The 22754-nt window shown below is 32.9% G+C and carries 19 protein-coding genes, 1 tRNA gene and 2 pseudogenes; 16 read left to right on the plus strand and 6 right to left on the minus strand.

The genetic code is table 11. From position 1 onward, the window contains the following. Positions 1 to 945, plus strand: a 945-nt coding sequence (locus NAAC61_RS01460; protein ID WP_202695042.1) for a PHP domain-containing protein, incomplete at its 5' end; no start/stop codon positions are given. Positions 946 to 993: 48 nt separating this feature from the next. Here NAAC61_RS01460 and murQ read toward each other — a convergent pair. The 3 genes and pseudogenes from murQ to NAAC61_RS01480 form a co-directional block, all read right to left on the minus strand. After that, the gene (murQ, locus tag NAAC61_RS01465; RefSeq protein ID WP_103064625.1) at positions 994 to 1890 is read right to left on the minus strand and encodes an N-acetylmuramic acid 6-phosphate etherase; all 897 of its coding nucleotides are present in this window, start codon (positions 1888 to 1890) and stop codon (positions 994 to 996) included. Further along, positions 1859 to 3444: pseudogene (gene nagZ / locus NAAC61_RS01470) on the minus strand (beta-N-acetylhexosaminidase). The gene murQ and the pseudogene nagZ overlap by 32 nt, the downstream one beginning before the upstream one ends. After that, positions 3432 to 4586 carry an exo-beta-N-acetylmuramidase NamZ family protein gene (locus NAAC61_RS01480; RefSeq protein ID WP_103064623.1) on the minus strand — a complete coding sequence of 385 codons (1155 nt, stop codon included), beginning with the start codon at positions 4584 to 4586 and terminating at the stop codon, positions 3432 to 3434. Before NAAC61_RS01480 ends, nagZ begins: the two are co-directional and overlap by 13 nt. Before the next feature lie 510 nt (positions 4587 to 5096). On the opposite strand from NAAC61_RS01480, the gene NAAC61_RS10970 reads away from it, so the two are divergent. From NAAC61_RS10970 to NAAC61_RS01525, 8 genes and pseudogenes are all read left to right on the plus strand, one after another. After that, positions 5097 to 5963, plus strand: coding sequence for an ABC transporter substrate-binding protein (locus tag NAAC61_RS10970; protein WP_202695044.1), 867 nt, complete (start codon positions 5097 to 5099; stop codon positions 5961 to 5963). Next, entirely contained in the window at positions 5867 to 6691 is an 825-nt protein-coding gene (locus NAAC61_RS10975; RefSeq protein ID WP_202695046.1) for an ABC transporter substrate-binding protein, read from the plus strand. Before NAAC61_RS10970 ends, NAAC61_RS10975 begins: the two co-directional genes overlap by 97 nt. Positions 6692 to 6751: 60 nt before the next feature. After that, a pseudogene (locus NAAC61_RS11275) lies at positions 6752 to 7725 on the plus strand (ABC transporter permease). 6 nt (positions 7726 to 7731) lie between these two features. Further along, positions 7732 to 8556 carry an ABC transporter permease gene (locus NAAC61_RS01505; protein WP_103064620.1) on the plus strand — a complete coding sequence of 275 codons (825 nt, stop codon included), beginning with the start codon at positions 7732 to 7734 and terminating at the stop codon, positions 8554 to 8556. 3 nt (positions 8557 to 8559) lie between these two features. Then, a complete protein-coding gene (locus tag NAAC61_RS11170; protein WP_202695052.1) occupies positions 8560 to 9507 on the plus strand; it encodes an oligopeptide/dipeptide ABC transporter ATP-binding protein in 948 nt (315 codons plus the stop codon). After that, positions 9489 to 10451: an ABC transporter ATP-binding protein gene (locus NAAC61_RS01515; RefSeq protein ID WP_202695054.1), complete on the plus strand. Its 963-nt coding sequence runs from the start codon at positions 9489 to 9491 to the stop codon at positions 10449 to 10451. The genes NAAC61_RS11170 and NAAC61_RS01515 overlap by 19 nt, the downstream gene beginning before the upstream one ends. Next, positions 10438 to 11730: a diaminopimelate decarboxylase gene (gene lysA / locus NAAC61_RS01520; RefSeq protein ID WP_202695056.1), complete on the plus strand. Its 1293-nt coding sequence runs from the start codon at positions 10438 to 10440 to the stop codon at positions 11728 to 11730. The genes NAAC61_RS01515 and lysA overlap by 14 nt, the downstream gene beginning before the upstream one ends. Positions 11731 to 11733: 3 nt before the next feature. Then, positions 11734 to 13113, plus strand: a complete 1380-nt coding sequence (locus NAAC61_RS01525; protein WP_202695058.1) for an NlpC/P60 family protein — start codon at positions 11734 to 11736, stop codon at positions 13111 to 13113. Positions 13114 to 13228: 115 nt separating this feature from the next. Here the strand turns inward: NAAC61_RS01525 and NAAC61_RS01530 are convergent, their stop codons facing one another. Genes NAAC61_RS01530 through NAAC61_RS01540 form a run of 3 tightly spaced genes read right to left on the minus strand, consistent with a single transcriptional unit; the run spans position 13229 to position 16203 of the window. Beyond that, a complete protein-coding gene (locus tag NAAC61_RS01530; RefSeq protein WP_202695060.1) occupies positions 13229 to 14059 on the minus strand; it encodes a carbohydrate ABC transporter permease in 831 nt (276 codons plus the stop codon). Beyond that, entirely contained in the window at positions 14056 to 14931 is an 876-nt protein-coding gene (locus NAAC61_RS01535; protein WP_202695062.1) for a carbohydrate ABC transporter permease, read from the minus strand. Before NAAC61_RS01535 ends, NAAC61_RS01530 begins: the two co-directional genes overlap by 4 nt. Before the next feature lie 9 nt (positions 14932 to 14940). Further along, the gene (locus tag NAAC61_RS01540; RefSeq protein ID WP_202695064.1) at positions 14941 to 16203 is read right to left on the minus strand and encodes an ABC transporter substrate-binding protein; all 1263 of its coding nucleotides are present in this window, start codon (positions 16201 to 16203) and stop codon (positions 14941 to 14943) included. Positions 16204 to 16448: 245 nt separating this feature from the next. On the opposite strand from NAAC61_RS01540, the gene NAAC61_RS01545 reads away from it, so the two are divergent. From NAAC61_RS01545 to NAAC61_RS01575, 7 genes are all read left to right on the plus strand, one after another. Then, positions 16449 to 18134 carry a protein O-GlcNAcase gene (locus tag NAAC61_RS01545; RefSeq protein ID WP_202695066.1) on the plus strand — a complete coding sequence of 562 codons (1686 nt, stop codon included), beginning with the start codon at positions 16449 to 16451 and terminating at the stop codon, positions 18132 to 18134. Positions 18135 to 18138: 4 nt separating this feature from the next. Beyond that, entirely contained in the window at positions 18139 to 19149 is a 1011-nt protein-coding gene (locus NAAC61_RS01550) for a serine hydrolase domain-containing protein (RefSeq protein ID WP_202695068.1), read from the plus strand. Between the two features lie 3 nt (positions 19150 to 19152). Continuing rightward, entirely contained in the window at positions 19153 to 20370 is a 1218-nt protein-coding gene (locus NAAC61_RS01555) for an anhydro-N-acetylmuramic acid kinase (RefSeq protein ID WP_202695070.1), read from the plus strand. 40 nt (positions 20371 to 20410) lie between these two features. Beyond that, positions 20411 to 20485 (plus strand) — tRNA-Asn (locus tag NAAC61_RS01560). 206 nt (positions 20486 to 20691) lie between these two features. Beyond that, positions 20692 to 21381, plus strand: a complete 690-nt coding sequence (locus NAAC61_RS01565; RefSeq protein ID WP_337919682.1) for a hypothetical protein — start codon at positions 20692 to 20694, stop codon at positions 21379 to 21381. A 32-nt stretch (positions 21382 to 21413) separates the two neighbouring features. After that, positions 21414 to 21899, plus strand: coding sequence for a phosphohistidine phosphatase SixA (gene sixA / locus NAAC61_RS01570; RefSeq protein ID WP_103898205.1), 486 nt, complete (start codon positions 21414 to 21416; stop codon positions 21897 to 21899). Then, the gene (locus NAAC61_RS01575) at positions 21866 to 22744 is read left to right on the plus strand and encodes a CHAD domain-containing protein (protein ID WP_202695074.1); all 879 of its coding nucleotides are present in this window, start codon (positions 21866 to 21868) and stop codon (positions 22742 to 22744) included. The genes sixA and NAAC61_RS01575 overlap by 34 nt, the downstream gene beginning before the upstream one ends. Positions 22745 to 22754: the final 10 nt, after the last annotated feature.

Below are 22754 nucleotides of genomic sequence, written 5' to 3' on the forward strand. Positions count from 1 at the left end.
TTCACCGGTAGTAAAGAGCATAACACCGCCATGAGGCATAGGGCAAAACGAATGGGTATAAAGATGAACGAATATGGTTTGTTTAAAGGGGATACTCTCATCAAATGCCAAGATGAGGAAGAGATATTCAGAAAATTAAATTTGTCTTATATTCCACCTGAAATTCGTGAAAATATGGGTGAAATTGAAGCTGCCGAGAAAGGTGAAATACCAGTATTGATTGAAGAAAAAGATATCAAAGGTGTTTTTCATGTACATACTAATTACAGCGATGGGGCGAATACTCTTACCGAGATGGTAAATGGTGCAAGAGAAATAGGTTACAAGTATATAGGTATTACAGATCACAGTAAATCTGCTCGATATGCACATGGTTTAAAAGAGGAAGATATATTGAGACAGTTCGATGAAATTGATAGGTTGAACGAAAAATATGAGGATATAAAGATACTAAAAGGCATAGAATCAGATATCTTGAAAGATGGTTCATTGGACTATGAAGAAGATTTATTAAAACAGTTTGATTTTGTAATTGCTTCGGTACATTCTAATTTTAAGATGAGCAAAGAAGAGATGACAGAAAGGGTTATAAAAGCTGTAAAGAATAAATATACAACGATTTTAGGGCATTTAACCGGTAGGTTATTACTTTCAAGGGATGGATATGATCTTGACGTTTATAAAGTTATCGATGCTTGTGCTGAATACGATAAAATAATTGAAATAAATTCAAACCCCCATAGGTTAGATATAGATTGGCGATACCTTAAATATGCGAAAGAAAAAGGAGTTAGACTTGCTATTTGTCCAGACGCTCATAGAGTGGAAGGACTACAAGACGTAAAATATGGAATAGGTATCGCACGTAAAGGTTGGCTTGAAGCGAAAGATGTGATAAATACATATGATGTAGATAAAGTGTATGAAATTTTCAAACGAAAATGAAATATAATTTGATAAAAAATCCCCAAATATGGGGATTTTCCTATAAGTTTAATTCTTTAATGTTTTCAATGCTTCATGCAATACTTCGTTTTTCTTTAGAGCTTCGATACAAAATTCTTTGTCTTTTCCAGATAAAATCATCAGTATTGCCAATTTGGGTTTCATATCAGCCTTGATTAAGTACTCTTTGCAGGTTTTTTTATCCAATCCAGTTACCTCAGAAATTATTCTTTCTGCTCTTTCTTCTAATTTTTGATTCATGATTTTAACGTCCACCATATAGTTTTTAAAAGTCTTTCCAAGTTTTATCATAGTAACGGTGCTTATCATATTTAAAACCATTTTTTGGGCTGTGCCAGCTTTCATTCTTGTGCTTCCTGCAATGACTTCTGGGCCCGTTCTTAAAGAAACTACAATATCTGAGATTTTCATCAATTCGGGGTTTTTTACGTTGCAAATCAAAGCTGTTTTACATCCTATTTCTTTTGCCTTGGATAATGCACCTTTTACATAAGGGGTTCGCCCGCTAGCAGTTATACCTATTACATAATCTTCAGAACGGACATTATTTTTTTCTAAGTCTATTTTCCCACCTTCTTCGTAATCTTCAACATGTTCTGTAGCTTGAAAGAAGGCTTTTTCTCCTCCCGCGATTAAGGGGAGAAAGATTCCTGAATCTATACCAAAAGTTGGAACTGTTTCTACCGCATCTACAACGGCTACTCTACCACTCGTCCCTGCCCCAACATATATGATCCTTCCGTGATTCTTAATGGCTGAAATACAGTTAACAACCACATTTTCTATATTCTCTAAATTTTCGGCGATGGATAACGCTATTGTTGCATCCTCTTGATTAATTATTCTTAGTATTTCATGTATGTCCATCTCGTCCAAATTCTGAGTCTTAGGGTTACTTTTTTCGGTTTCCAGATTCTCTAGCATTTTCTAGCCTCCGTTTAATTGGTAAATTCCCAGTTGGTTTTATTTCTCCTTTGAGAATTTTAAGCAAAGAAGTTTGAATATTTTCATTAAAACCGTATGTGCAAATTCCGTACTTTACTTTAGGAATAAATACGTCATATGGGTTTCTTAAAGCAACTAAAATTAGTTTTTTTGATTTTTGGGACATGTTACTTATCAAATCAACCAATTCTGAATGCAAATATGCATTTTCAGCTAGAACCAAGATAGTTTTGTTTTTAGAGTTTTGAATTATTTCTTCCCTTACCAGAGGGTCAATTATTTTACTCGTTTCTAAAATGTTTACTTTTGCTTTGAGTTCTTTTGATATTGGCTCAATAATATAAGAAATTTGTGTTCTTTTGTCTTCGATTCCGTAAGATAATGACTCTTTAGCAAAGTAATAAATTTCATCAACGTTTTTTAAAGGCAAAAAGCTTTTGTCATGAGACATATTAAGAACAGTGATAGATTTATCAAAAATATTTTTAGCTAAGTTTATATATTCTTTTTTGCCAATTTCTTCTAGTGATATTTTATTATTGTTTTTCTCCCTCAAATCTGCTGAAATTTTCATTAACGATTGGATTCTCTCTAATGATGAATTTATCTTCTTTTTAAAATTTTCGTTATTTTTATACTCTCTCAATACAGCGTTTTTGGCTGCTGATTGTTTTTCAAAAGAATGGCAGATACTAACTATGTCCATTCCGGCATTCAGTGATTTTATTACTGCCTCTTGGGCTGAATAAAAGTTTGCTACTCCCCCCATCTCAAAATCATCCGCAACCAAAACTCCTTTATATTTTAGTTCTTCCCTTGCCAATCCTGTTAAAATCTCTTCTGATAAAGATGCTGGTCCTTTTTTATTTTGTATCTTGGAAAGGTACACATGAGTCGGCATCCATGAAGGAGAATCAATATTTAGAAACGGGAATAACTCTGTTGAAAGAAGATCATCTTTGCTTAATTCGCCTTGGGGAAGGTCTAAATGAGGATCGGTGTTGACGTTCCCAATACCAGGGAAATGTTTTAGACAAGAAAGTACTCCCCCGTCATGCAATCCCTTCACATATTCACGGGCAAACTTTAGTACCACATTTTTATCATCGGAAAAACTTCTAATTCCAATTACAGAATTCTGTGGGTTGTTGTTGATATCAACAACTGGAGCAAGATTCCAATCGATTCCCACTGCTAACATTTCTTTTGCAAGTAAATTTGCAGAAAGATATGCATTCTCTGGTTCGTTAGTCGCAGTTATACCATAGCGCTGGGTACAACAGTAAATCCTTTTTTTAATCTTGCTACCGTTCCACCTTCTTGATCGATACAAAATAAGGGTTCGTAATCTAAAAAATTTTTAATATCTTCGATAAACTTGCTAAGTTGATATTTGTTTTCTATGTTTCGTGAAAAGAAAATGATAACCCCAGGCAAAGTTGATTTTAAAACCTTCATATTTTCGTTGTTTAAAGAGGTTCCTTGAATTCCTATTAAGAATAGTTTCCCCAAAGCCTTCTCTAAACTTTCCATAGTTTTAATCCTCCATATAATAGTATATCTTCACAAAAATCAATGAAATCTTGGGAGCTCTTGTACAATTCATTTAAATAAGTGTCATTATTCTCAAAGAAAATTTTTTTATCCTCCCCCAATAAATTTTCTATATGATCTCTTTGTGTTTGACTTCCTTTATCTATGTATTTTCTAAACTCAAATTCTCCTTTTTGTTGAATTAAGTGGCGTATAATCTCTATGGCAACAATGGTAAAATTATCTTTAATTTCAGGGAAAAATTCTATGCCCTTGCACAATTCACCTTGGTATTTAGAAGAATTTGGTATAAAATACCTTTTTCTTAAAATTAAATAGGGAAATTTTTCTTTTATGAATTTGTATAGAATGTTTTCATCTATCCAAGGAGCTCCCACGAAACAGAAAGGTTTAGGAGTTCCCCTTCCTTCACTTACATTAGTCCCCTCTATGAGACAAGTTCCACTGTAAGCCAAGGTACAATCAAATGTTGGAAGAGAGGGTGAGGGAATATTCCACTTCAATTTAGTGTTTTCAAATGATTCTCCTTTCCATCCTTCAATAGGAATGATTTCAAGATCTAAATCAAGGTCAAGATATTTTTTGTAGTACTTTGCTAATTCACCTGGTGTCAAACCATATCTTAAAGGAAGTTCATATCCACCAACAAAAGTTGAATATTCTTTTTTTATTCGTGAACCAAAAACAATCCTTCCTAAAGGATTTATTCTGTCTAATATGATTATTTTTTTACTATTTTCTTGGGCGGAAATTATTGTATTAGCTAGAGTGTATATAAAAGTATAAAATCGTAAGCCAACATCTTGAATATCGTATACTAGTATGTCGATATCTTCTAACATTTCTTGTGTAGGCTTTTTGTGCTTTCCATATAAGCTAATAATTGGTATATTATATAAAGGATGAATCTGATCTGAGTATTCAACTCCATCAGCAAGACCATATAATCCATGTTCGGGTGTAAATATTTTTCTTATATCTACTCCATTTTTCAACATTATTTCTATGCCATCTTCCATATTTTTGTTAACTAAGGAATAATTTATTACCAAACCAACTTTTTTGTTTTTTAATTTTGTGAACCCATCTTTTTCCATTAAATCCAAACCTTGAAGAATCATTTAATATTCTCCCCCACTTTTTTTATTATACATATTGTATCTTAAGTTATAACAATATGTCAATTCTATTTTTTTTAATTAAGAGCGATTATTTGGAATTATAGGCAATTATTTTGGATTAGAAGATTATATCTCGTTATCTCTAATTTGCAAAAGAAAAATTATAGTAGTATAATAAAAAAGTATAAATGTTTCAAATAAAAGTCATTACTTAAATACAAATTAAATTTCTTTTTTTTACAGTTTGATACTTTCTAAATCTTCACAAAATTTTGGTATTATACTAACTATACGAAGAGGGCAAATGTATAAAATCTGTGTATACGGTTAACCCTAGTACCACATCTATGCAATAAAGTTAATACGAAAGAGAAAGAGTTTGAAATTTGAAACCAAATTTACTTTGATTATGCTTGAATGAATTAGGGAGTATAGAAGAGAAGGAGTATAAAATAGGTTTTAGTTTTTCTGAATATAGTATTTTCAAAAAATTTTAAGGAGGGAACAAAGATGAAAAAGATACTTTTGTTTGTAGTGATTTCTATTTTAAGTGTGTTTTCGTTTGCAAGTACTCTTTCTATGATCATGGATGTGACAGGGCCGTTTTCAAGAAATTTCAACCCTTATTTTTCAGGTGGTAGTAACTTCTCGGCTAGAGGTTTCATTTACGAAACTTTGTTTTACATTAACGGATATACTGGCGAGGTTGTCCCATGGTTAGCCACAGATTACGAATGGTCTGATGATTATTTGGAACTTGAAGTTACATTAAGGGAAAATGTTAAATGGTCTGATGGAGAGAATTTTAACGCAGATGATGTGGTATTTACTTTTAACATGATTAAAAGTTATCCCGCTCTGGATACTGGAGGTATGTGGAAAAAAGGCTTGAAAGAGGTAACCAAAGTGGATAATCAACATGTTAAGTTTGTTTTATCTCAAGTTGATACACTCATATATACAGATATTTTTAGCGTATACATTGTCCCCGAACATATCTGGTTAAATCTAAGTGATCCAACCACTTACACTGCTGAAAACCCTATTGGAACAGGTGCTTACTTGTTAGGACAGTTTACTAGCCAAGTTTATACATTGGAGAAAAATCCAAATTATTGGCAGAAAGAAAATGTGAAAGTCGATACTATTAGAATTCCTGCCTTTACTGGAAACGACGCTGCTCAACTGGCTTTAATGAATAAAGAAATTGATTGGGGGACTTTGTTCTTTCCAAATATTGAGAATATATTTATTAAAGCCGATCCAGAGAACAGAGGTTATTGGCTCCCGGAAGGAACCCAGTCCTACTCTTCTTTAACCTTGATGATGAAAGGTTTAAAGATGAGAATTTCCGAAAAGCTATTGCTTTGGGTATAGATAATGAACAGCTGGTACAGATAGGAATGTCGAATTTAGCCACTGTTTCTAATCCGGTATTGATAAAAGGTGGCTTCTCAGAATTAATCAATGACAATTTAAAACATATGTGGTATGACAAAGATGTTGAACAAGCAAAAGAAATGTTGAATGATTTGGGGTATAGTATCGGTAGAGATGGCATATTCACTGATAGTAATGGAAACAAATTAAGTTTTGAACTGATAGTTCCTGCTGGATGGACAGACTGGATAGCAGTGTCACAAGTACTTTCCTCCCAATTAAAACAAATAGGGATAGATGTAGTTGTATCACAAGTCGATTTTGGATTGTATTTAGAGAGAATTAGAAATAAAGATTTTGAATTGGCGTTGAGTTGGGTGAATTACGGTATAAATCCTTACTTTTTCTATGAAAGGTGGTTGCACTCTAGGAATGCTTATAGTGGTGACAACAGAGGTGGTTGGATTAGCTTAACCACAGACTCTTTGTTGGAAATTTTCAGAAAGACTTCAGATGAAAAAGAGAGACAACTTGCTATTTCCTCACTCCAACTCATTGTTTTGCAAGAAATTCCTGCTATTCCTTTATTTTACAATCCAACATGGTTTGAATATACTACATATAATTTTGAAGGATGGCCTAATAAGGAGAATCCATATGCTTTACCAACTATAACCGGAATGGATAAAGCATACATAATGATGAACTTGGAACCTGTTAAGTAAGTGAATTCAGGGAATAATAACAACCCGCCCCTTTTGGGGCGGTTTTTGGAGGTATTATGCATGAAATATTTGAGAGAAAAGATTTTCTTTTTTGTAATAGCTTTAATTGCTGCACTTACAATCAATTTTATATTACCAAGGTTGATGCCTGGGGATCCTGCTGAAAGAATACTTTTAAGAATGGGTGGAGAAGTACAGCCTGAAGCAGTTGAAGCAATGAGAATAGCACTGGGCGTAGATAAGGAAACGCCAATACTCAAACAATACTTCGCTTATTTAAAAAATACTCTAACTTTTAATTTTGGAGTATCATATTCATATTACCCTGTTGAGGTAAAAGATTTAATCTTTTCTTCTTTACCATGGACTATTGGGCTTGTGGGGATTTCAACTGTAATCAGCTTTATTTTAGGAACTTCTTTGGGCATAAGAGCGGGATGGAAAAGGAATACACCTTTTGATTCTTTTGTAACGGTCATGGGCCTAATAATTAGAGGTTTTCCGTATTTTTGGTTAGCTTTGATTTTGCTTTATGTTTTTGGATTTTTGTTAGGATTATTTCCACTTTCAAATGCTTATTCAACACAAGAATTTTTAAGTGGATGGCGGTTTGTAGGAAGTGTGTTATATCATGCTTTCTTCCGGCCCTTACACTAGTTTTAGCTTCTTTAGGTACCTGGATTCTAACCATGAGGAACAATATGATATCAACCCTTTCAGAAGATTTTATAGTAGTTGCAGAAGCTAAAGGTTTGAGAGATAAAGAGATTATGAATAGATATGCAGCGAGGAATGCACTTCTACCCAGCGTAACTTCTTTTGGGCTTTCTTTAGGATACATAGTTGGTGGAGCTTTATTGACAGAAATTGTTTTTTCATATCCTGGAATTGGATATTTAATGTATAAAGGGGTTACTAGCCAGGATTACCCACTTATGCAAGCTATTTTTTTTATTATATCTTTATCGGTTTTATTAGCTAACTTTTTGCTTGATTTTATTTACATGTTCCTAGACCCAAGGACAAGGGGTTGATAGTATATGCCAAAAAGACTAAATAAAAAAGCCATTGTAGGTTTATCAATAATATTATTTTTTGTTGTAATAGCTATATTTGCTCCCTTTTTTGCACCTTATGATCCCAACGATTTTGTAGGGACCCCATATAGTGGTCCTACCTTAAATCATCCTTTAGGGCTAGATAGGATGGGAAGGGATATATTATCTCAATTGATTTATGGAACTAGGCTTTCTTTAATAGTTGGTCTTTCAACTGGAGTTTTGATGACAAGTATATCGATATTAATAGGGATGACAGCTGGATATTTTGGAGGATTAGTTGATAGAATACTTTCCACAATAATAGACGTTTTTATGGTAATTCCTGGATTGCCTTTAATGATAGTTATAGCTTCTTATATAAGGATTAGAGGAGTTGTACCTATTATCTTAGTAATAGCATTCACAAGTTGGGCTCCCGGAGCAAGGGTTATCAGATCACAAACTTTAACAATGAGAAGTCGCGAGTTCATTCTTGCTTCAAAAATAACGGGTGAAAAAAGTGGAAGAATAATCTTTTCTGAGATTATGCCAAATATGTCTTCTTTGATTGCTTCTAATTTTTTTATGGCTTGTCTAACTGCAATTGTTGGCGAAGCTTCGCTAGAATTTCTTGGATTTGGAGATGTTAGTTCTATAACCTGGGGAACGATGTTGTATTGGGCCCAAAACAGCAGTGCCTTATTAAACAATTCTTGGGGCTGGGTTTTGGCTCCTGGAGTAGCTATAGCAACATTAGGAGCCAGTTTTGCCTTGCTAAATTTTTCCATTGATGAGATTACAAATCCAAGACTAAGAGGGGTGTGAGTAGTGCTTTTAGAAGTCAGAAATTTAAATGCAGGATATAGAAGTAACAATAAAATAGTGAAGGCGGTTAAAAATGTGAGTTTCAATGTGGAAGAGGATGATTTCTTAGGCATAGCGGGCGAATCCGGCTGCGGTAAATCTACTTTACTCTTTTCTATACTAAAACTTTTAAAAAAACCTGGTGAAATTTTTGGGGGAGAAATAATATATAAAGGTGAAAATATTCTAAAATTGGATAAAGAAAAACTCAGAAAGAAAAGATGGGTAGAATTTTCGTTAGTTACACAAAGTGCAATGAATGCTTTAAACCCTGTTTTCAAGATAAAAGATCAGATTATGGATGTAATATTCGAACATAGTAATTACTCAAAAACTGAAGCAATAAGTATGGTTGAAAAGGTTTTACGTATGGTTGGAATTCAACAAGAAAGAATGGATAGTTACCCTCATCAATTATCCGGAGGAATGAAACAACGAGTTGCTATTGCCATGGCTTTAGTTTTTTCTCCGTCATTAGTAGTAATGGATGAACCGACGACATCGCTTGATGTTGTCGTACAAAGATCAATTATGGATCAAATAGATGAAATAAGAAGAGAAAATAGATTTTCAATTATTTTTGTAACCCATGACATATCTTTGTTATTTGAGTTATCAAAAAGGATTGCAATCATGTATGCTGGAGAAATTGTTGAAATTGGTCCCACGAAAGCTGTGTATTCACATCCACTGCATCCATACACTGAAGGATTAATAAATTCTTTTCCAAGGTTAACTGCTACATCAAAAGAATATAGAGGAATACCGGGCAGAATACCAGATCTGTCCAAAGAAATAGAAGGATGTCCATTTAAAGAGAGGTGTATTTATAGAAAAGATTTATGTGATAAAAAACCAGAATTCAAAGAGATCATCCCTGGGAGGTGGGTTGCATGTCATTTTCCCCTGTAATCTCTTTTGATAATATAACAAAAAAATTTTCTATAAGAAAAGGATTTAAAACTCAATATGTTCATGCTCTGAGAAATATCTATTTGGATGTTTTTTCTAAAGAAATCATATCTATAGTAGGAGAAAGTGGTTCAGGTAAAACTACTTTGTTACGGGTATTATCTCGTGTTTACTTGGAAAACAACGGAAGTATAAAATTCAAAGGAGAAGTAATTCCTAAAAAACTTAAAAGGAATGAAGAATTAAAATTCCGAGAACAGATTCAGATGATCTTTCAAGACCCTTTCTCTTCCCTCAATCCAGTAAAAAAAGTGTATCAAATACTAAAAAGACCTCTTGAACTTCATAAATTTGAACAAGTAAACCAAAGAATAAAAGATGTTCTTGAAGAGGTTGAACTTACGCCAGTAGAAAACTTTATCAATAAATATCCTCACGAACTATCTGGAGGTCAAAGGCAGAGAGTAGTTATTGCAAGGGCCATAGTTACAAAGCCTTCTGTAATATTGGCGGATGAACCTACTTCTATGTTAGATGTTTCCATTAGAGCGGGTATAATGAAATTAATGTTGAAAATTAGAGATGATTTAGATACAACATATATTCACGTAACTCATGATTTAGCAGCTGCTAGATACATTTCAGATAGAATAGCCGTGATGTATGCAGGTATGATAATGGAAGAAGGAACAGCGGATGAAGTAGTATTAGCCCCATTACATCCTTACACAAAATTACTAAGGAAAGCCGCACCCGATCCAGACAAAATAACTTCAGAAAAGTTAGGAAATACTGGAGAAGTACCAGATTTAATTAATCTTCCCAAGGGTTGCCCTTTTGAACCTCGTTGTCCCTTTGCTATGGAAAAATGCAAGAATTATCTACCTCCATACTTTCAGGTAGATAACAGAAAAGTGAGATGTTTTTTGTATGAAAATAGATAAAGATGGAGTATTGGAAATTTCTGGGGTAAAAAGTACTCACTTAGCTAATGAGTATGGTACTCCATTATTAGTGTTGGACGAAATTAAAATCATGGAGAACATCAAAAGGATAAAAAATGTCTTCGATAGCGCTGATTATACTAATTACGAAATTGCTTATGCTTCGAAGGCATTTTTGAATACAGAGCTTTGTAGAATTTTACAAAGTGAAAATGTGTCTTTAGAGGTGGTTTCGGGTGGAGAACTTTATATAGCCTTTCATAGTTCGTTTCCTGCAAATAAAATTTTTTTTAACGGCAACAGTAAGGCTAACGAAGAATTAATTATGGCTCTAGAGAATGATGCAGGTCACATTATAGTTGATAATGAAGATGAATTTAGAAACATTGATAAGATCAGTAAAAGATTAAGAAAAAAGGCAAAAATTTATTTTAGGGTTATCCCCAACATCTCTCCAGACACTCATAAGTATATTTCAACCGGTCAAAAAAATTCCAAGTTTGGGATGCCTTTTGATGACATGTTGAAACTTATTAAATCCATCAAAAATTCTGAAAATTTGGAGATAAAAGGTATTCATGCACATATAGGTTCTCAAATAAACGAGGCAGAACCTTATGTGGAGTTAGTAAAAACTTTTTTTGATCTTTTAAACAAAATAAGAGGAGAAACAGGGGTTGTTTTACCAGAAATTGATATTGGTGGAGGATTTGGTGTAGCGCACTCGACTTTTGAAAAAGCTATAGATATTCAGAATGCTATAAAAGGGGTCATTCAAGAAGTTAGATTTTTGTCAAATGAGTTTCATTATCCTTCTCCAAAAATAATAGTAGAACCAGGTAGATACATTATTTCTAACGCTGGGACCACACTTTACACTGTTGGCACAATCAAGAAAGCCGAAAATAAAAAATACGTAGTTATTGATGGAGGTATGGCTGATAATATTAGACCTGCATTGTATGGCGCAAAATATGAGGTGTTTATTGCGAATCGGCCAAAAAATAAAACGAACTTAGAAAAGGTTACAATAGCTGGTAGGGCTTGTGAATCAGGAGATATTTTAATTGAAGAGACTTGCCTTCCAGAAATAAAACCTGGAGATTTGTTAGCGATCCCCTCCACTGGAGACTATACCTATTCGATGTCAAGTAATTATAATGGTTTTCTAAAACCTGCCATTGTTTTAGTTAACAATGGGAAACATAAGCTGATAACAAGAAGAGAAGTTTACGATGATTTGATAAAAAGGGATATCGAAAATAGCGAATGGAGATAAAGAATGGTAAGTGAATTTATATGTACTCATTTAAAAGATAAAAGGTTATATGATCCAGATTTTTGGATTGATAGGTTGCATAACCCCGATGAAATTTTGGTGGATGAATATGAAATAAAATCATTCAACCATCTTCTATATAAGAAGATGGTTGAATCTCATTTAGAAAACTATTATTATGTTTTCTCTGATTCTAAAAAAGAAGTAACATCAGATGATTTTATAAACGAAATTGAAAAGATAATGTCGATGGAAGATTTAGAAAAATTAATGCAAGAAAATTTATTTTTCAAAGATAGTGAAAAAATAAAACCATTGAATAAATATCAATTAAAAGAGTTCCTTTCAAACTTTCGAGATTTCAAAAAGGGGATTTCTGCAGATATTCCGATATCTTTTGGCTTAATAACCAATAGAAGTGGCCTAAAATCGATCCCTTTTAAATATCCATTGGGAATAACACCAAATTATCCTTTTCATGATATTACCAGACTCACTACTCTTTCACCAGGAGAACCGATTTTAATATACAGAAGAAGTTTTAAACTGAATTGGTATTTTGTTCAGAGTTCTTTTTATTCAGGGTGGATAAACACCAAAGATTTAATTGAAGTTTCTAAAAAGGAATTTTTTGATTACAATAAATCAGCAAGAACTCTAATATTGATAGAAAGTAAAGTTTGCACTGAGGAGGTGCCTACAATTGGTAAATTTCATTTTCAAATGGGGGATAAGTTAGTTTTAGCGAGCGAAGAAGAAACAAATAAATTTTATTTAAAAATGAACACCCTATTTCCTGAAGGGTGTTATCCGATAAAAATCCCTCTTAAAAGAAGATTGGTAGACGAAAAGTATGGGATTTTTCCAATTTCTTCGGCAAAAGAAGTAAAAACTTCCTTTCTTAATTTTACCCAGAGAAATTTAATTAAACAAGCTTTTAAAATGGTTGGTGAAAGATACGGCTGGGGAGGGAGTGATTACAATAGAGATTGTTCGCGTTATATAATGGATATATTTAAATGTTTTGGAATATATTTGCCAAGAGATACTAAGTATCAAGAAATCATGACTCCTGCTGAAAGAACTTCTTTTCCTCAGCAAACAGATAAAAGAAAAATAATATTAGATGGTTTAAAAACCGGGGATCTTCTTTTTATGAAAGGTCACGTTATGATGTATTTAGGTAAATTCAGAAATGAATACTATGTAATACATCAAGGGTCGGGTTTTAAGCAGAAAAAGGCTAATGGAGATTTTGAGAGTTTCGATATTCATGGTACATTTATTATGCCCCTTTCTGCCTATACTTTAGGTACGAGAACTACTTATTTGGACTCTCTTTCATCGGCTGTAAAAATCACACAAGGCCTTAATAAAATATAAAAATTATCAGAGCTTATATCTTTCTATCTTTTTGGGGGAGGTATATTTTTTGAAATTTTTTTAGCTTTTCTAAAACTTTTTTGTCGAAAGAAGAAATGATTGTTAAAAATCTTTATCAGTCTTTTAAGCTTCCCTGTGTAAGCCCTGCGATAATATACTTTTGTGAGATGGAAAATACTATAATTGTTGGTAAAAGAGCGATCACGATTCCTGCAGCCAGCACATTCCACTGCACACCAGCCTTTGATACAATGGAATATAGTCCTACAGGTACGGTATATTTGTCGGAAGTATTTAAAAACATCACAGCAGTAAACAGCTCGTTCCAGTTATTCACAAAAGAAAAACTAAGAATAGCCGATAAACCAGGTAACATTAAGGGAATAGTGATTTTGAATAGAGATTGGATTTCATTACATCCGTCAATTAAAGCGGCTTCTTCGATACTTTTTGGAATTCTATCAAAAAAACCCTTAGCCATTATTGTACTAAAAGCTGCTCCAAAACCGCTATAAATTATCACTAGGCTTATGAGTTTATTGATTAAATTTAAATTTGAAAACATTGTGTATTGTGGAACCATGATTAAATAAGTTGGGATCATCTGAGAAAAAAATAAGAATAATATAATAGGATATTTCCATTTGAATTCTTTCCTTGAAAGTATATACCCACTTAACATGGCAAATATTGTTGAAACAAAGGAAGCGCCTAAAGATACGAAAATACTGTTTACAAAATACCTTTTAAAATTGACGAATTCAAATAATCTTTTGTATCCAAACAGCGTGGGATTATTTGTCCAATACCTAATTGGAAATGAGTATATTTCCTGCGTGGGTTTTAACGAAGTTAGTATAATCCAATATAACGGGAAAGTTGCAAAAATAAAAAACATAGAGAGTAAAATTATACGCATAACTTTAGGCAAAATTTTTTTCTTCATAGGCTAAACTCCCGTTTAGAAGTTAATTTTAAGTACATAATAGTATAAATGAAAAGAATTGAAATAATAACAACCCCATGTGTTGCGGCTTTGCTGTAGTTGGATTCATAAAAAACGGTATTTATCATCTTTACAGCCAAAATCTCTGTGCTGCCAGCAGGCCCACCGCGTGTCATCCCGTAAATTATATCAGGAAAATTCATAACCCATATGGTTCTCAATAAAATTGTATTTATCAAAGTGGGTTTAATATATGGTATAGTGATATTAAAAAGCTTGGTGAAGTAACCTGCGCCGTCGATTTCCGCTGCATCGTAAAGGGAATCAGGAACAGACTGTAATGCTGCTAAAATCATGATGGCGAAAAAAGGTATTCCATACCAAACATTCACTAAAATAACAGAGAACATTGCTAACGAAGGATCCGAAAGAAAACTAATGTTTTCTTCGATAATTCCAATTTTTATTAATATATCATTGATCACCCCAAATTGACCATTTAACAACCATGACCATATTAAGCCTATGGCAAATCCAGAGATTGCCCATGGATAAAAGACTAATCCTGCATATATGCCTCTACCTTTAAAAGGCTCTTTCATTAAAAGAGCTAAAATAAAACCTAAGATTAGCTGGAAAAGCACAGAGAATAAAACCCATTCCAAAGTGTTCCAAATAGTATCTATATAAAAAGGGTCGGAAAAAATGGCTTTAAAATTTTCAAAGCCTATCCATTCAATGTTTTGGAAGTTATAAAGGGAGTAATTTTTAAAAGACAACATTACCCCACTGATAGTGGGGTATAAAATGATAAAAGATATTAATAACAAAGTGGGTAATAACAAGAAAAAAATGAATTTTCTTCGTTTCAATTAAACCACCTATTTAATGCCTGCATCTTTCCAAAAGTCAGTCCATTGTTTTAAGCAACTTTCCACAGAAAGTTGCCCGAGCAACACCTGCTGCATTGTTTTTTCCTGGAATTCATTCCACTTTCCCCAGTTTTCATTATCTAAGGGGTACTGAGTAAATTGATAATGTTCGGGATCGTCAAACATCCTGGTCCAACCTTCGAAAATTTCTGAGCTGAAATATGAATCGTACGTATAAACTGATTCTAATACTGGTAAAGCACCATAACTCTTGCTCCAATATCCGTTTATTTCAGCTGAAGCAACGAATTTAATGAATTTCCAAGCCAAATCCTTATGTTCTGAATATGTAGGAATTCCCCAGCCAACGAATCCAAAGGAAGGGTAAGCTTTTCCACTTGTTCCTAGGGGAAGTGGGGCAGTTTTATATTGGCCTGGTTGAAGCATTTCGTTTAGCATGCCAGTGGTGTCAGGGTCTTGAAATAATAGAGGTGTTATGCCAGAAACAAACGAATTAACTTGTTCATCCCATCCCCAGTTAATTGAATCTTTTGGAGATGTGTCTTTATACAAACTAACATAGAAATTTAACGCTTCTACAGCCCTTGGATCTTCAAAAATAATTTCACCAGATTTAGTTAAATACATATTGTTTGGATCTATATCATCAAAGAATGAAGTGATAACAATATCAATAAACGCCGTTGGATAACCCTTACCTCTAAAAGCGAAACCATACTGATTTTTGCCGGATTCTGTTAATGTCTTTGATATTTCGTACAATTCAGACATCGTTTTTGGATAGGTTTCAATCCCGTATTTTGCTAAAATATCTGGCCTGTAAAAGAGTGCTTTTACAAAAATGCCGTGAGGTAACAAATAAGGGATACCTTGGTAAATGCTGGCGGCTTCTAAAACCCCTTCGACCATGTCATCTTTTTCAGGCCAAGACTCGATATAGGGAGTCAAATCTTCTAATTTCCCCATAGCGGCTAATGCACTTAAATCCCAGTCACCTATCTCTACAATATCAAGTGGTTGTTCTGTACTTACCATTAAATTGATCTTTTGATAGGCTGTTTCGTATGGTGGAGAGATAACATTAATTTTTACTCCAGGATTCAAAGTCTCGAACATTTGTATTATGTTGTTTAAGGTAGGTGTTCTGTAGGGGCTTGAAAAGGCTTCAATTAAATTCAAAGTTATAACTTCTTCAGAAAAAACGAACAAACTAACAATCAAAACACACATTAAAACAAATAATTTTTTCATAAAACACACCCCCTAGTTTAATAAGTTTTGTATAATTATATCATATCTGCGAAAAAGATGAACATTTTAAAAATAAACATGATATAATACAAAAAACAATTATTGATAATAAAGTAATTACTTTATCCCATATTAAAATATTTTAGAAATAAAAAAAGGGTGGGGAGCGGGGCGAAGGGGCGCTAAATCAAATTATAGAATTTTTAAAAACAGTATTTATTTCATATTGGAATGGAGGAGTTTTAATGGATTTGTTTCTCAGATTAAATCCAAAACCAAAAAAATTATTCTATGAAGGTGCAAATATTCACTTAGAAAGTTCGAAGCTTTCTATTTTGAAAAATTTCGAAGAAGAAAGCTTTATTAAGATTTTTCCGAGTGAAGATTTTGTCTTTGTAATAGACCCAGTTTATTCCGACTTAAAAATAGAATCTATTATTTCTCCTTCTGAAAAGGACTTAAATGAATTTATCAAAAGCAATGATATAGAGTTAAGTATCGATATTATGGATTTAGAAAGCTATTTAATGAAAGTGGAAAAAGAAAACAGAACGGTTAAAATCTTTTCTAAATCAAAGAAAGGTATTTTTTATGGATTACAAACCCTAAGACAACTTATTGACTTAGAAAATAAACTTCTGCCTGTAGTTGAGATATTCGATTCTCCTTCTTTTAAAATGAGAGGAGTAATTGAAGGTTTTTATGGGGAACCATGGAGCCATCAAAACAGAATTGATTTGATAAATTTTTGTGGAAGAAATAAAATGAATACTTATTGGTATGCTCCAAAAGACGATCCATATCACAGGGAAAAATGGCGAGAGGATTATCCAGAGGAAGAAATGGAAAAAATAGATGAGCTAATAAAAGTCTCAAAAGACAATTTTGTCGATTTTGTGTTTTGTGTAAGCCCAGGACTTAGCATGAAATTTAGCGATCAAAAAGAGTTTGATTTATTGTGCAAAAAATACTATGAAATTTTAAGTAAAGGTGTAAAAAAATTTGCTATTCTTTTCGATGATATCCCTGAAAAATTGAATTACGAAGAGGATGAAAAAAAGTTTGAAGGGAATTACGGTTTGGCTCAGACGTATATAGCAAACAAGTTATACGAATTTTTAAAGGGGAAAGATTCAGAGGTTAACCTGTACCTCTGCCCAACTGAATATTGGCAGGAAGAGGATTCGATGTACAGAAGGACGATGAAAGAACACTTAAATCCTGAAATTCCTGTAATATGGACAGGGAATGGTGTATGGTCAAAAAGAGTAAGTAGAAAAAACGCAGATAAGATTTCAAACCAGTTCGGTCATGATTTGATCTTATGGGATAATTATCCGGTAAACGATGCAGATCAAGGCGAACTTTTCTTAGCCCCGTTAATGAACAGAGAAAACGACTTATGCATTTCAAGAGTAAAAGGGGTTATCTCAAATCCGATGAATCAGCCATATGCATCGATGCTTGCAGAACAAACAATAGCTGATTATCTTTGGAACTCAGAAGGTTACGATCCTTGGCGTTCTTGGAACAAATCTATTTTTAATTTGGTAGGGTCAGACTTTTTTGAAGATATGAAATTATTCAGTGAAAATTTTCTAAAATCTAGAATTTTTGAGGAGACATCCTTTAAGTTGAAAAGTCTAATAAAAGAATTCAGAAAAGATCCTTTGAATAAGGGAAAAGAGCTAAAGGAATATTTAGAGAGGTTGGGCAATCTTGAAGGAAAATTGAAATATTTAAAAGATAAAAAGTTATATGAAGACATACATCCATGGTTAAAAAAGCTTTCCCAGCTTGCAGAAATCGCTAGTAAACTGCTTAGTTCTAATGAAAAAGTTGAGATAAAAATTGAAGTAGATAAGTTAGACTCTTATGTGGTTTGTGATGGTATTTTAGAAAGATTTATAGAAGATTTCGAAGGGAAGTGATGATTTGAAAGACAAAGATATCGAATCTTTAAACGAAATTGTTTCATCGGGAGTAAATAATGTGTATACAGGGGCATCCATTTTAATAGGTAAAAAAGAAAAAATATTGTATAAAAATACTTTCGGAACAAAAGATGAAAAAGAAAGACTTACTGAAGAGGATATCTTTGATTTAGCAAGTGTTACCAAAGTGGTTGGAACTGCAACCGCGGTTATGAGACTAATAGATGAAAATCAAATAAAATTGGAAGATAAAATAGGCAAATTCATAGAGGTAAGTAGTCCAAAAAGCGAGGTTACAATCTTCGAATTATTAACTCATACTTCTGGAATGCAAGCTTATTCAAATCTATGGGAAGAGTATCGAGGAGAGGAATTGCTTAAGTACATAATCAATATTCAGCCCCAAGAAAATGCCTACAAGTGTTACGAATATTCTTGTTTAAATTTTATAACACTTATGAAAATTGTTGAAGAAGTTACTCAAAAGAATTTCAAAGAGTATGTCGAAGATATTTTTAAAAAAATAGGGATGGCAAATACTTGTTTCAATCCAAAGAATAAAGATAAAGCCGTATCCACATCTATCCGAGAAGGTAAAAGGTTGAAGGGTGTAGTAGAAGATGAACTTGCCTACTCTTTGGGTGGAGTAAGTGGTAACGCAGGTTTGTTTTCTAATGCCAGTGATTTAAGGATTTTCATAATCAGCTTGTTAAATGGGGAAATAGTTTCAAAAGACACTTTGGATCTTTTTATAACTACGTTGGTAAAAAGAGGGGAAAATACTACTCATATAGCTTGGATGGCTCCACCTGTTGCAGGATGTCAATACTCACTTGATAGTACAGGTTTCGGCCACAATGGTTTTACAGGCACATCCATTTGGATCAGAAAAGATGGGTTATTTTCAATATTTTTGACAAATTCTGTTTATTACGATAGATTCTTAAAAAAGCCTGAATTGAACGTGATACGAAATAAGATAAATAATATAATTTTTCGAAAAGATCATTAATAAATGAACACTTTGGAAGTAAAAGGAGAAGATATTATGTTGGTAATAGGTTTAATGTCAGGGACATCAGTGGATGGAATAGATGCTGCACTAATTGAAATAACAGAACAGGACGAGCAAAAATTAAATGTAAAGGTTGTTAATTTTATAAATACACCATATAGTAAAAAAATGAGAGAAAAAATTTTAGAATGTTCGGACCCCACAACTGGTAGCGTGGATAAAATCTGCAGATTGAATTTCGAGCTTGGTGAATTGTTTGCTCAAGCCGCCAAAGAGGTTGTTGAATCAAAAAGTTTGAATATGCAAGATGTTAGTTTAATAGGTTCCCATGGTCAAACTATATACCATTATGTGAGTGATGATTTTATTTCCACTCTTCAAATAGGTGAAGCTAGTGTAATAGCAGAAAGGACACAGACTACCACCGTTAGCAACTTTAGGGCAAGAGATATTGCAGCGGGTGGTCAAGGTGCACCACTTGTACCTTATGTTGATTATATTTTGTTCAAAAGTGATGACTACAACAGGGTTATGCAAAATATTGGAGGAATAGGAAACTTCACCTATATACCAAAAAAATCCACGATAGGAGATATAAAAGGTACAGACACAGGTCCAGGGAATATGCTTATAGATGGTGTAGTTCAAATTTTAACCAATGGAGAACAGAGTTATGACAAAGATGGAAAGATTAGTGAAAGAGGTAAGGTTTCTGATGCTCTTTTAGATGATCTAATGGCTCATCCTTTTATAAAAAAAGAACCTCCCAAAACCACAGGAAGGGAAGTTTTTGGATTAAATTATGCAAAAGAGGTAATAAACAAAGGGAAAAGTATGAAATTAAACGACGAAGATATTGTTGCAACTGTAACAGCTTTTACTGCTAAATCGATTGTCGATGCTTACTTAAGGTTTATAGGTACTGACATAGACCAAGTTATAATCTCTGGAGGGGGAAGTTATAATCCTACTTTGGTATCGATGATAAAATATTATACAAAAAAGATGATAAGTGAAAAAACTTCCGTGATGGTACTGGAAGAATTAGGTTTTTCAAGTGATGCTAAAGAAGCGGTAGCGTTTGCAGTGATAGCTTATCAAACTTACAAAGAAAGAAAAAATAATGTACCTCAAATAACTGGAGCCAAAAGGTTTGTTACCCTTGGTGAAGTAGCCCCCGTAGATAAAAATAAAAATATTGACAAAACACCATTTTGATGATATAATCATTTTTGGATTTTGAAAGTATTTTATTTTTTCCGGGTTAGCTCAACGGTAGAGCGGGTGGCTGTTAACCACTAGGTTGGGGGTTCGAATCCCTCACCCGGAGCCACCATAGTCGTATCATCCCCTCATAGCAGCGAATTATTTCGCTGCTTTTTTTGTTTTTGTATCTAAATGGTATAATTGAAATAAATTATAGAATATGCAAAAACTTAAAATGAGGTGATATCAATTACACCAAGATTTTCGAAAACATTGAAAAAAGCAAAAATAGAATTTGACAAAATTCATCACTTTTTGGTAAGAGATCCTGTGGTGAAAGAAACCTTGTTTACTTCAAGTTCAACGGTTTATTCTGTTTTAAGAACTATTAACTTGTTTTTTTCTTTTGTTGTATTTATCCCTATTATAGGAAGCATTTGGGATTTTAACTTACCACATTTTTTAGGATACCTTTTAAGTGCTTTTGGAGTTTATTTAACTTGGGTTTTTGAATGGGTAACAAAATCTACGATTCTTGAAGAAATACGTACAGTAACAATAATACAAATTTCTTTACATAGTGTATTTGGTATGTGGTATCAATTTTATGATCGCTTTGAAATTTACGATTTTATTCTTCATTTTACAGGAGGTATTTGGCTTTCATTTCTTATATATCCCTTAGTAATGGGTTCTGAACTAATCTGGACTAAGATGAAAATGCCTTTTTTCTTTTTAAAAATATTTGTTGTTACCCTCTCTATTGTTATGACATTGGGCGTGTTTTGGGAAGTAGGAGAGTTTACTTCGGATCTAATCTTTAGAGATTATCCTGGATACAGATTAGCTCAAGAAGATAGTCTTTTTGATACAATGACGGATTTTATTGGAAACTTTATAGGAAGTTTAACGGGAATATATATTTTTTGGAACACTCTGAAAAGATTGAACAAAACTCGTGATATGAATTCCCTGCTAGAAAGAATCGGATCAGCTTTAAGAGATTATGTGAATTCTTTTTAAAAACGTTCATAGAAGGAGGAATGTTTTAACATATGAAAAACCTAATATTAGTTAGGCACGCCAAAGCAGAAAAAAGATCTCCGGAAATTGATGATTTTGAAAGAAAGTTGACAAAAGTTGGTAAAAACGATTCTAGAGAAGTTGCAGAATATGTGGCTAAAATTTTAAATAAGGTTGATCTTTTGATTACCTCTCCTGCTTTAAGAGCGAAAGAAACCGCAGAAATCTTTGCAAAGTCTTTTAAATCAAAGCCAAAGGTAATAGAAGAAGAATTACTGTATGCTGGAGAAGTAGAAGAGATAATTGAAAAAATCTCAAATATTACGAAAGGGTATAACAATGTAATGATATTTGGACACAATCCAACTTTTGATGAACTTGCAAAAAGATTAACTGGTGATGATTTGCATTTGAGAAAGGCGGGAGTAATTTGTATTGAAGGAGAATCATTCGATGATATTTTATCTGGAAAAGGAAAATTAAAATGGATGGTAGATCCGAAGTCACTAAGCTCTTAAACGATATTTCAGCCAATCCATGGATATTTTTAAAAGAGTACATCGAATATTTTGAAAAAATGAAAAACCGTCTTCTAAAAAACATCTCTAATGTTTTTGATGAAAAGGGAGAAGATAGTGTTCACGACATGAGAACATCGTGTAGAAGGATAGAAGCAAGTATAGATTTTTTGGAAGGATTTTCAAAACGCGAAAGCTCTAAGAAAGCTAAGAAAAAAGTAAATAAGATATTAAAAAAAAGCAATAAACCAAGAGATTATCAAGTTCACTTAGAATTTCTTATGAAAATTGAAGAGCAAAATAATGAAATAATAGATTATTTCAAGAAAAGATACAGTAAAGAGAAAGAGAAGTTGAAAAGTTATTTAAGTTCTTTAAAAACCTCGGAGTTAGATCATCTACTAGAAAGTTGTTTGAGTTTCTTGGTGTTTGATTTTGTACAAAATTTTCAGATAAATGATCCTTATTTTGATAATCTTTATAAAAAAGAATTTAAAGAAGTTTATGAAGACTTTAAAAATACCGATAGAAGTGACGATAAAAAACTGCATAAAATAAGGATAAAGGTTAAAGACTTGCGTTATAAAACAGAGATATTGGGAGCATCGAAGGGTGAAACTTTACCTGAAGAAGACATGTTTAAGCAGATTCAAGATATTTTGGGGACTCATCATGATTTGATTATTTTAAAGAAAAAGTTGGTAAAAAAATTTCAAGAAGATAATATTAAAGCTTTATTAAAAGAAATTGATAAAGAAATAAACCTATTACAAGGGAAGATAGATGTTGGGGTGAGTGAGATTTTTGAAAAGTTATACGACAATATTTGTAGCGAAAAGGCTTAAATTTAAATCC

This window comes from Petrotoga sp. 8T1HF07.NaAc.6.1, assembly GCF_016772115.1.
In the GTDB taxonomy this organism is placed as follows: Bacteria; Thermotogota; Thermotogae; order Petrotogales; family Petrotogaceae; genus Petrotoga; species Petrotoga mobilis.